Below are 9505 nucleotides of genomic sequence, written 5' to 3' on the forward strand. Positions count from 1 at the left end.
ATTTTGGTTTGATTTAGAGGACTTATGGATTTCAATAGCGGTGGAAAGAAAGTCATTGAGCGCTTAGTCGAGGCATATGGGTTTACTACCCGCCAGGCTCTCTGCGATCACTTAGGTGTCTCGAAAAGCACCATGGCGACGCGCTACATGCGTGACATTTTTCCTGCTGATTGGGTTTTACAATGTGTAATGGAGACCGGCGCTTCTATTGATTGGTTAGTGTCAGGAAAAGGGGAGTTAACAACGCGGAGTGAAACGACTTTAACTGACGTACGAACTCAGGAGCTTAAGAATGGTGAGGTAATTTCGCTTGGAACATATCAGATCGATCCATTCTTGCTTTTAAAAAATATAAAATCCCCTTTGGCTATAAAAACTAACCAACATATTTATATCTGTGATCAAGAAGATGACATAATTTCAGATGGTCAATGGCTTGTAGAGATCGAGGGTAAATTAAGTATAAAAAAAATAAATCTGATCCCTATAAAGAAAGTAATGGTAACTGGAGATGGATTTGCATTTGAATGTGACATTAGTGACATAAAACCCATAGCAAAAGTTTTTAGCATTATTAGTGAGGCTTAAATGGATATCAAGTGGGAATGGAACGTTCATGATGAATTCTTTGGAGAACAGTTACCTGCAGATACATTAGATAGACAGAAGTATGCAAAATATTTATACGAAATATGTGCAGCACGTGGCGAAAATGCTAACCTTGTTATCAACCTCAATGCTGAATGGGGAGCAGGAAAGACATATTTTACTAAACGCCTAGCTAAAACAATATCCGAAAAGCATCCAACTATTTATATTGATTCTTGGAAAGAAGATTTTTCCGACGACCCATTATTAACAGTTTTTAGTTCTATAAAAGAACAATTAACAGGGCAATCAGATCAGTTCACACAGATGATGAATAAAACTATAGATGCTATCGGGCCACTTCTAAAATCAGCAGCCCCAGCAATTTTAGGAGGGTTAGCGAAAAAATACACAGGTGTAGAAGATATATCAGACATTACCAAGAGTGTTTCACAAAAACTATTAGCATTACATTCTGAAAAATCCAAGCGAATAACTACAATAAAAAAAGGAATTAGTGATTGGGTTCGTTACATCAAGCAGAAGGATGGGTTAAACAAGGCGTTACCTCTATTTGTCATCATCGATGAGTTAGATAGATGCAGACCAAGCTTTGCGATAAGTTTATTAGAAGTCACCAAACATATTTTTAATATTCCTGGGGTAGTATTCATCATTGCAACTGATACTGAACAGCTACAACATTCGATAAAAGTTATTTATGGAAATAATTTTTCAGCAAGTCAATATTTAAGTCGTTTTTTTGACAGAAGATTTTTATTGCCATCACCTAAAATGGCAAATTTAATAAGAACTCATACACTGGAAGAAATCTCAGAGGAGTTTGATACAAAAAGAAACAACCTTGTTCTGGTTCCACCTTCCTTTGATGATTTTATAGATAATTGCACATCAATTCTTGAAGCATTCGAGATTAATTTACGAGATGCATTAAAAGTTTATAATGCATTGATGGATTACATTCTCATTGGGAATAAAAAAATCGACGCATCTTTATACTTAATATTATCCTGTATATATATACTCGATTCCGAATTATACTTTGGCATTAAAAACAATAGGGATGTAAAAAATAACACATTTTACGAGAAAGAAATATCATTAAAATATGATCTTTCAAGTCCAGTGACAGGCGTCAATTACTTCTCAAACCAAGATGGTTTAATAACAAACACGTTGAAGAACGAAACGGTAAAATCAAACATAAAAAATTACATCATAAACAACTTTAGAATACTTTCGGAGCAAAACACAACGTCGAATCCCTATAATGCACGCTATCCATTATCATGGAAAAGCGGAGGTTTGAAATCTAATTTCAGTGACATGGATGTATTATTAAAGGTGGGCTGGGCGGACACTAAAGAAAATAAACTAGGTATAACACAATCACAATATTTTGAGCTAATTGAGTTGAGCACAACACTGGATAGCGATGTATAAAAAAATAAGAACAAACGTTGACCACTGTTAAAACATACAGTTAAATTTAGCCCTCAGATATGAGGGCTTTTTTATGGCAGTACGGAAACTCGATACAGGAAAATGGATTTGCGAATGTTACCCCACCGGGCGCAGCGGGCGTCGTGTGCGTAAGCAGTTCGCCACCAAAGGTGAGGCATTAGCCTTTGAGCGTCATAAGATGGAAGAGGCAGAAGCGAAACCCTGGCTGGGTGAATCGTTAGATCGCCGGACACTTAAAGACGTCGTTGAACTGTGGTTCAAACTGCACGGTAAATCACTGACGGCAGGCGAGCACGTTTATGACAAGCTGTGCCTGATGGTTAATGCCCTCGGAAATCCTCTCGCAACCGATCTCAGTTCCAAAATGTTCGCACACTACCGCGATAAACGTCTCACCGGTGAAATCTACTTTAGCGAGAAATGGAGGAAAGGAGCCAGCCCCGTAACCATCAACCTCGAGCAGAGCTATTTAAGCGGTGTTTTCAGTGAGCTTGCACGCCTCGGGGAATGGACCGCGCCGAACCCGCTGGAGAATATGCGTAAGTTCACCATCGCAGAAAAGGAGATGGCCTGGCTAACGCATGAGCAAATCACAGAACTCTTATACGACTGTAGCCGTCAGAGCGCCCTTCTCGCTTTGGTTGTCAAAATTTGCCTCAGTACCGGCGCACGCTGGCGCGAAGCGGTGAACCTCACCCGTTCGCAGGTTACTAAATACCGCATCACCTTTGTCAGAACCAAGGGTAAAAAGAACCGCAGCATTCCGATCAGCAAAGAGCTGTACGAAGAAATTATTGCGCTGGACGGCTTCAAGTTCTTCACCGATTGCTACTTTCAGTTTTTGGCGGTGATGGAGAAAACCTCGATTGTGCTTCCCCGTGGACAACTAACCCACGTGCTACGCCATACGTTCGCAGCACACTTTATGATGTCCGGCGGTAACATCCTTGCTCTGCAAAAAATACTGGGGCACCACGACATAAAAATGACGATGCGCTATGCTCATCTCGCTCCAGATCACTTAGAAACGGCACTCAGGTTCAATCCGCTAGCAACACTGAGTGTTAATAATGCAAGTCATTAAAAGGTTCAAAAATGGTTAGAATACCTTTTCGCGCTCCACTTTTTGATTTCACCGTGACGTTTGACATTATCGAAACGTTAATCAGACAGAGTGAATCTTCAATAGAAAAAGGGATAGCTGAGTATAAAGAAAAAGGCCCCGAAGAATACGTCATTGATATATCTCCTGAGGAAGGACTTTATCAATCCATTGAGCACTACATGGGCCTTGATAGCTCATCCGTCGACCTTGATGATATGTTCCTGGAATATTATCCAAGCGTGTTTCGCAGATCAGTCTTCTTAACGATTTTCGGGATTTTTGAGCACGAAATTGAGAAGTTTTGCAACAGTTTTGCTAGCACACACGAAATCCCCATAAAAATTGCAGATCTCAAGGGAAGTGGGTTAGAAAGAAGTCATTTATTCATAAAGAAAATGATTGGGATGAAAACCGCGGCTCACTATTCAAGCATCAAAAAGATAACAAGGCTAAGAAATAGTTGTGCGCATAATGATGCCAGATATATAGAGAATGACGGGCAGGATATTAAATCCATCATTGAGCTTATGAAGGCACATCCTGATCTTTTCAAAAAAGACGGTAGACAAGTTCTTTTTATGAACGGTGCATTGTCCCTGATCCTGAACTCCTTCAAGTCATATCTCCGTGAGGTTGAGCACGCTTTAAAAGAGTACGAAAAGCGCAAGATCAGTGGCGACAAAGTGGCGGCAGAGGTTGGCATTACCCCTTAGTTGCCCCTCCTCGTCACAAACCTAATCCATTGATTTTTATGCAAGTCTTTGTTTTTGAAAACCCATTTACATAAATGGGTTTTTTGTTGCTTGCAGTTATTATTATTTTTTTAAATCAAAAATTATAAATATTCACATTACGGCATTGGTGTGTAACCAGAGCCAGTAATGAGCTTCCCTCTTTCAGGCAACGTAGTTTAGTACAGTCACCTTCAATAGCATTGCTCGCCAGAGATCGGTTAACCACGTACATCTTCCATCGCCTGTATATGCTCTGTGTGGATGACGCTCAAAAAGTAAACTGCGATTTGCCTCTGCCCCATCGGGCAACGCAGATAATAGAAATCATGATTGCGGGTTAACCCTGACCCCGAAGATGATCCAGCTGTAATCAGGAATAACCAGCTTCATGTTGGCTGCATATTCTGGCAACCGGCAGACTTCTCAGCAAATTCAGATGGCGTCATCCAGCCCAGTGCAGAATGGGGACGCCTCTGATTATAGTGTATGCGCCACACCTCGATTTTGCACCGCGCATTCTCCAGTGACATGACCAGTTTTCGTTCAGGCACTCCTGCCGCAGCCTGCCGTTGAAGGGTTCCACCGTTGCATGATCCGTGGTCGTACCTGGCGGGGAAAAGTCAATATGGATCCCCCGCGCATATACCCTCTTATCCAGCATTTTTCCTGCAAATTCAGAGTCGTTATCGGTTTGCAGTAACTGAAATAAAGGGCGTCTATGCGCGATCCTATTCAGCATTTCCGCGACTTCGTCTGAGTGCAGGTTCTGCCCAACATAGATCCCCAGACATTCGCGGGTGTACAGGTCAATCACCGTCAGCAAATGCAGCCAGCGACCGTCAAACCGCGCATCAGAAACAAAATCCATATCTTAGACATGGTTCGGATACAGCCCTTGAGGTTGGGGTTATCGACATCGAGCCGATTTATTCCGGTGTGGGCGTCTGAAACGCAGGGACAGATCAAGTTCGCTGTAGAGCCAGTAAATGCGTTTATGATTATCCCGCCAGCCCTCCCGTCTGAGCAGGATGTGAACCCGCCGGTACCCGTAATGCACGCAGGTTTCCGTGATCTCACTACTACGCAGGCGCAGTGCACTGTCATCGGCCACCACGGAGCGATAACGGAATGACCCGCAGCGCAAAACAGACCAGCCTTTCGCTGGATCCGTAACGAGCCTACAGCTCCCGGATCCCTTCGCGCAGCCGTGCCAGCGTCAGGTCTTTTTTGCCAGCACGTCCTGCAGCATCGTCTTGTCGAGGCTCAGATCGGCCACCAATTTTCAGTCGCAGGTTTTACTCTTCGACCTGCCGCATGTGCTTCAGTTCAGAGGGCGAAATCCAGACGTATTTCTTGCGCCATGTATAGAACGTAGCATTGGAAATACCAAACTTACGGCAGACCTCCGGCACGGACGTCCCCAATTCAACCTGCTTCAGGGCAAAAGCAATCTGCTCTTCGGTGAATCGTGATTTTTTCATCGGCACCACCTCCGTTCAGGAAGTATAGATCATGCCGGCATTCTGTTTCTGAATGGTGCAGGATTTCGGGTCAGGGTCACAATGTCAAAGTTTTTAAAACCAGGCTAGATATGCCTCGCTGGGATAGATGAAATTAACACGGCAAGCGGCAATTTTTTCAAACGTCTTTTGACGGTTTTTGGACCTAATTAATAGATTGAAAATCGTTATAACACTTGTAACACTACATTAAAGGCCACGCAGAGGACGGACCATCGGAAGATTGGTAAATGATAAGAAATACATGAACGAATTCGTTCTTGGTGTGAAAAATGCAGTATCATTCTGAAGCACCACTTGTTAAAATCAGGCTACAAAACATATATAATTAAGCACACTCATGAACAAACCCATAATTTTAAACCACACCGTAGCCATTGATTATATAAAAGCAATTGGTATTGTATTTGTTGTAATTGGACATTACCCTGTATCAATCTTTAATGTTTTTATTCCTTATATTTTTCATATGCCGTTATTTTTCTTTCTTGGTGGCGTTTTATTTAATAATAACAAAAAACTAACAGCCACTATAAAGAAAGTATTCGCTCATCACTTTCTATACATTGCAGCAACATTTTTAATTATTGGGGCGATTACCAATTTATTAGGTTACTTATTACATTTAGAAACAAACGATATATTCAACATTAATCCTGTACGAATGTTCAAGGATGCTATAAAAAGCAATATCCATAATAACCGTTTCTTTTTAGTGGCTTGGTTTTTATTTATATACGGCACGATAGCTATTCTATTTAAAATAGCATTTAACCTCACCCATACCAAAAAACTCAACCAGTCATTCACCTTACTCATTATCGGTATTATCTGTGGATTTATTGGCATTGATATCATCGCGCCTAAATATGAAAACACGAAGTTATTTTACCTTAACAACATCAGTGAAACCTTGGTTGGATTCATGTATTTTTCTATTGGTTTTTACACACGCCAATTTATCTGGTCGACTTTGCATCCCTATGCCGTAATATTGTTTTTCATAATCAACTATACCTTGTTTCAGAATAATATAAGCCATCAAATGATTATGTCATGGAGTAGCTATCCTGATGGTCTATTAATGCACTTATTTACGTCTCTCTCATGTATTTACTCAGTCTTTTTTTTCGCCAAGGTGCTTGCTTCATATGGAAAATACACGTTAATATCTTACATTGGTCAGATAAGCAAAACTATAATGAGCTATCATCTTTTGGTTTTTTTATTGATAGATATAGTTTTTTACAAGCTAGGTTTTTACGAGCTGAAAGGATTATCAACTGAAAAGTATTCTCTGTTCGTGAGTAGTTATTCATGGGCTATTTATGTCTCTCTCGGAATAGCGCTTCCTACTGCATTCAAATACACTGTTGATGCTATTTTAAAAAAAGATGACAGAAGCAAGAATTAGCTTTATCTTAGCAAAGCCAACCGAACTTATTTATGATATTTCAATGAACCATAAATATAATTTGGGACGGTTGCTACACCCGGCTACCAGTCAGTATTTTGAACAGACTGCCGTGATTGGATTTGATGAATATTGATACCTAGGGAATGGACACCCTGCGAGGCAAATTTGGCGCAGCACTGCGCAAAGTGACCAGCGACCTGCTGCTGTGGTCCAGCGGGATTTCTACAGCGTTACTGTCAACATCATTAATGGCGCTCTCGATTCTCTTTTACAGAGAACCTCAAGTGACTTATAAAAGCCTTATGCAAATCGCTTTTGTATTAACGGTATTATTCATTTTCTTATTTGCCAATGTATGGTGTTATTTCATATTAAAACGCAGCAACGCTGTACTCTTTTCTATTATGAATAGTCAGCGTGGGATAAAGTTAGGACATCTTGTTATTATTCTATTCTGTTTATACGCCGCGCATAAAATATCTGTCGATATCGACAAAAAAGCAACAACGGAACAATCGCAGCCCAAAAACTCTTAAAACGCCACGCGAAACCATATCGCCCACAGCACATAAACGCCACCCGCTAAAAAGCAGAGCCCGTAGGCCCATACAATCCCCGACTCACGGCGCAGGTAGAATTTAAGCGGGTTGCGGTGCAGATTGGCGGCGTTATAAGTTTTATGGAAGTGCGTCATCTGTTGCGCACCTTTGCTGATAAGCGCAAAGAAAAAACTCACCGTTATGATCATCGCAAACGCCATATAACACTTTAAAAACAGCCTGAGACCGGTAAGCACCCACGGACCGGAGTCTCTGCTAACACCCGCAACGCCGTGTTTTTTAAGCATAATGGCGGCACCGCTTAACATCAGATGCACCAGCAGAAAAAGGGCAAAATGTTTCGCATTTGTGGCAAAGGTATTTTTTAAAGTGATACCAAAGATCCAGGCGAAAAACGCTGCCGCGGATATCAGCCACATTACGGTGTTTAACAACATTCTATTCCTTTTCAATGGGTTGTTTGAATTTCCTATTTTTGCATTAATACTTAAGCGAACGCCAGCGCTGTGTTTTTCATGGTGCTCTTTTTTCACCCTCCCCCGACACCGCAAGGAGTCCTTCGATGCTGATTTACAACGTTTTTGGTCGTTATATTGGTGTGAAGCGCGTGGCGGATGACTGGCAGGTGTTCCGCGTGGACAGAAGCGAAGGCAAGCATTCGCGGCTTTATAACATCATCATTCCTGGTGAATTAAGCGAAGCGGAGATCCCCGGCTGGTTGGGGGATATTTTCCATGAGGCCGCAACGGAAAAACATCCCGATGTTTTTCGCGTGGAATAAAGGAGCAGAAAATGTGTGCACACTGGTACAGCCAAAGGCCGTTCGATGTACGGCTGGAGTGGGGTTTAGCCGCAGCAGAGCAGCTGGCGCGGGAAGCCGATTGTGTGGTGATTGTCGACGTGATGTCGTTCTCCACGTGCGTTAGCATCGCCACTGATAACCAGGCGCTGATTTACCCGTGGCCATGGAAAGATGCGAGCGCCCAGCGCTACGCACAGGAAAACCATGCCGACGTCGCCAGTTTTGACCGCACCTTTGCCGGTGGGAATTACACACTCTCGCCCGCCTCGTTACTGCCTATTCCCCCCGGACACCGGCTGGTGCTCCCTTCACCTAACGGTTCCACCCTTTCGTTTAAAGCACGCGATTGCGGCGCAGCGGTGTTTAGCGGCTGTTTTCGCAACCGACTGGCGACCGCGAAAGCTTGTGCAGGCTTTGAGCGCATTTTGCTGATCCCGGCCGGGGAACGCTGGCCGGATGGTAGCCTGCGCCCGGCGCTGGAGGATTATCTGGCGGCGGGTGCCATTATCGCCGCACTTGGCAAGCGTAAACTCTCACCTGAAGCGCAAGCGGCAAAAGCCGCATTTCAGGGCGGTGAATTCAGCGATCTCCGTCACTGCGCATCCGCTAATGAACTCCATGCACGGGGTTTTTCAGCGGACGTAGAATTGTGTCTTGCTCTTGACGCAAGCCATCGCACCTGCGCATTAATCGACAACGCGTATCGCTCACTGTCCGGCGAGACGCCCGATCATTAAGCGAATGGCTTCGCGGCTCAGCGGCTCGCGATCGACCACAAAATGCAGCGTCATCCCTTCGATAAACGCATCCAGCGCACGCGCCGTCACCGGTTCGAACCAGTGCTCCAGCATGGTCTGGCTGGTGCGCATCCAGTCTTGCATCACACTTTTCAGCGTGGGCTGGCGGCTCATAAACGCATACAGCTGGTACATCAGTTCCATATTGCGCGCGGTGGTCACCTGGGCGCTGTAAATCAGCTCGGTTAGCGCCTCACAGGCTTTTTCCTGACTGTCAACGCCGTCGAAAAAAGCGGCATATTGCGCCGACATCTGGCGGGTAAACAAGCTGAAAGCCTCTTCTAACAACGCATCGATACCGGAAAAATAATAGGTCATTGAGCCCAGCGGCACATCCGCACAGCTGGCGATTTTACGGTGCGTCACCGCCTGAATCCCGTGTGCGGCAATGGTATCCAGCGTCGCTTGCAGAATGCGGTCACGCCGCTGCGGGTCGTTGGGTCTTCGGGCCATAGATCCTCTCACTCATTTATGTACAAATGTACACTTGCTTGCTA

The 9505-nt window shown here is 43.7% G+C and carries 10 protein-coding genes and 1 pseudogene; 8 read left to right on the forward strand and 3 right to left on the reverse strand.

The genetic code is table 11. The features are described from left to right. Positions 1-24: 24 nt before the first annotated feature. From M8Q36_RS22340 to M8Q36_RS22355, 4 genes are all read left to right on the forward strand, one after another. A complete protein-coding gene (locus M8Q36_RS22340) occupies positions 25-588 on the forward strand; it encodes a phage repressor protein CI (protein WP_249882419.1) in 564 nt (187 codons plus the stop codon). Continuing rightward, complete coding sequence (locus tag M8Q36_RS22345; RefSeq protein ID WP_249882420.1) at positions 589-2052, forward strand: KAP family P-loop NTPase fold protein; 1464 nt, start codon at positions 589-591, stop codon at positions 2050-2052. It abuts the gene before it with no gap. A 73-nt stretch (positions 2053-2125) separates the two neighbouring features. After that, entirely contained in the window at positions 2126-3157 is a 1032-nt protein-coding gene (locus M8Q36_RS22350) for a phage integrase (RefSeq protein WP_249882421.1), read from the forward strand. An 11-nt stretch (positions 3158-3168) separates the two neighbouring features. Then, positions 3169-3891: a hypothetical protein gene (locus tag M8Q36_RS22355; protein ID WP_249882422.1), complete on the forward strand. Its 723-nt coding sequence runs from the start codon at positions 3169-3171 to the stop codon at positions 3889-3891. Positions 3892-4298: 407 nt separating this feature from the next. On the opposite strand, the pseudogene M8Q36_RS22360 reads toward M8Q36_RS22355, so the two are convergent. Then, positions 4299-5393, reverse strand: a pseudogene (locus tag M8Q36_RS22360) (IS3 family transposase). 379 nt (positions 5394-5772) lie between these two features. Between M8Q36_RS22360 and M8Q36_RS22365 the strand changes: the two are divergent. Continuing rightward, a complete protein-coding gene (locus M8Q36_RS22365) occupies positions 5773-6846 on the forward strand; it encodes an acyltransferase family protein (protein ID WP_249882423.1) in 1074 nt (357 codons plus the stop codon). A 146-nt stretch (positions 6847-6992) separates the two neighbouring features. Continuing rightward, on the forward strand, positions 6993-7385 hold the full coding sequence (locus M8Q36_RS22370; RefSeq protein ID WP_249882424.1) for a hypothetical protein: 393 nt from the start codon (positions 6993-6995) through the stop codon (positions 7383-7385). On the opposite strand, the gene M8Q36_RS22375 is transcribed toward M8Q36_RS22370, so the two are convergent. Next, the gene (locus tag M8Q36_RS22375) at positions 7382-7942 is read right to left on the reverse strand and encodes a hypothetical protein (RefSeq protein ID WP_249882425.1); all 561 of its coding nucleotides are present in this window, start codon (positions 7940-7942) and stop codon (positions 7382-7384) included. The genes M8Q36_RS22370 and M8Q36_RS22375 overlap by 4 nt on opposite strands. A gap of 29 nt (positions 7943-7971) precedes the next feature. Between M8Q36_RS22375 and M8Q36_RS22380 the strand changes: the two genes are divergently transcribed. Continuing rightward, positions 7972-8190 carry a DUF7661 family protein gene (locus M8Q36_RS22380; protein WP_200551711.1) on the forward strand — a complete coding sequence of 73 codons (219 nt, stop codon included), beginning with the start codon at positions 7972-7974 and terminating at the stop codon, positions 8188-8190. Between the two features lie 11 nt (positions 8191-8201). After that, a complete protein-coding gene (locus M8Q36_RS22385; RefSeq protein ID WP_249882426.1) occupies positions 8202-8948 on the forward strand; it encodes a 2-phosphosulfolactate phosphatase in 747 nt (248 codons plus the stop codon). Here M8Q36_RS22385 and M8Q36_RS22390 read toward each other — a convergent pair. Beyond that, positions 8919-9461: a TetR/AcrR family transcriptional regulator gene (locus M8Q36_RS22390; RefSeq protein ID WP_249882427.1), complete on the reverse strand. Its 543-nt coding sequence runs from the start codon at positions 9459-9461 to the stop codon at positions 8919-8921. The two genes, M8Q36_RS22385 and M8Q36_RS22390, sit on opposite strands and share 30 nt — an antisense overlap. Positions 9462-9505 lie beyond the last annotated feature (44 nt).

This window comes from Kosakonia sp. R1.Fl (assembly GCF_023516815.1).
Taxonomy (GTDB): domain Bacteria; phylum Pseudomonadota; class Gammaproteobacteria; order Enterobacterales; family Enterobacteriaceae; genus Kosakonia.

Coding starts and splice junctions, on each gene's coding strand:
- M8Q36_RS22380 (WP_200551711.1), top strand. CDS start 7,972: ATGCTGATTTACAACGTTTTTGGTCGTTATATTGGTGTGAAGCGCGTG.
- M8Q36_RS22365 (WP_249882423.1), top strand. CDS start 5,773: ATGAACAAACCCATAATTTTAAACCACACCGTAGCCATTGATTATATA.
- M8Q36_RS22390 (WP_249882427.1), bottom strand. CDS start 9,461: ATGGCCCGAAGACCCAACGACCCGCAGCGGCGTGACCGCATTCTGCAA.
- M8Q36_RS22340 (WP_249882419.1), top strand. CDS start 25: ATGGATTTCAATAGCGGTGGAAAGAAAGTCATTGAGCGCTTAGTCGAG.
- M8Q36_RS22345 (WP_249882420.1), top strand. CDS start 589: ATGGATATCAAGTGGGAATGGAACGTTCATGATGAATTCTTTGGAGAA.
- M8Q36_RS22355 (WP_249882422.1), top strand. CDS start 3,169: ATGGTTAGAATACCTTTTCGCGCTCCACTTTTTGATTTCACCGTGACG.
- M8Q36_RS22350 (WP_249882421.1), top strand. CDS start 2,126: ATGGCAGTACGGAAACTCGATACAGGAAAATGGATTTGCGAATGTTAC.
- M8Q36_RS22370 (WP_249882424.1), top strand. CDS start 6,993: ATGGACACCCTGCGAGGCAAATTTGGCGCAGCACTGCGCAAAGTGACC.
- M8Q36_RS22385 (WP_249882426.1), top strand. CDS start 8,202: ATGTGTGCACACTGGTACAGCCAAAGGCCGTTCGATGTACGGCTGGAG.